Here is an 898-nt window from a genome sequence, read left to right as displayed (position 1 = left end):
ATGAATAGCTCGCTAATATGACTTTGCTCTCACTAACATCACAGCTGAGTCTTTCTTGACTGGCTTAAAGACTCAACCACCCAATTTCACCGTCATACTCTTTCTTCAATTTCCTCTCCAATCTCGTTTACACACCCATATTCTGTGAAGTTTTCTTATCAGATTTTTTTGTTGTAGATAAACCTTTTCAATAAATACCCAATCAAAATCGACTTTAATAAAAGTGAAATATTCGATTTATAACCTCCCCTTCGACAACTTAATAAGTCTAGTCATATTTTACTGAGCTTGAATAATCACAATGTGTTACTTGAACACTAGAACGTCACACTTATTCAAACACCGATATTATTCTGAATAATAATGGATTAACTGGAGATATACCGTGAAATTGATTAAAACTACACTATTGTCGTCTCTATTTGTTGCGGCAACATTTAATGTTTCTGCCAATACGACGATTAATGGTGCAGGTGCAACTTTTCCTCATCCAATCTACGCGAAGTGGGCTGAGCAGTACCAGCAAGCTACTGGTGTGCAAATCAACTACCAAGCGATTGGTTCAGGTGGTGGCATTCGTCAAATCACAGCTAAAACCGTTGATTTCGGCGCAACAGATGCACCGTTAACAATTGAAGAGCTCAACAAAGAAGAGATGATTCAATTCCCAATGGTAATGGGTGCAATCGTACCGGTTGTAAACATTCCTGGCATCGAAGCAGGTGAAATGAAACTAACAGGTGAAATCCTAGCGGATATCTACCTTGGCAAAATTAAAAATTGGAACAATGAAGCAATCGTCGCACTGTGTAAGCTTTTAAGTAAACATCCTCATATTTCAGGCTTCTCCATAATCGCTCTATGAAAACATTGTCGACCCAGCGTCCTTTCCCATCCA

General features: G+C 38.6%; 1 pseudogene. It reads left to right on the top strand.

The features are described 5' to 3' along the window. Positions 1-394: 394 nt before the first annotated feature. A pseudogene (locus KIV40_RS34385) lies at positions 395-808 on the top strand (extracellular solute-binding protein); the annotation flags it as partial. Positions 809-898 lie beyond the last annotated feature (90 nt).

The sequence above is a fragment of the Vibrio sp. D173a genome, from assembly GCF_030248475.1.
This window is presented reverse-complemented; position numbering and strand designations above follow the sequence as displayed.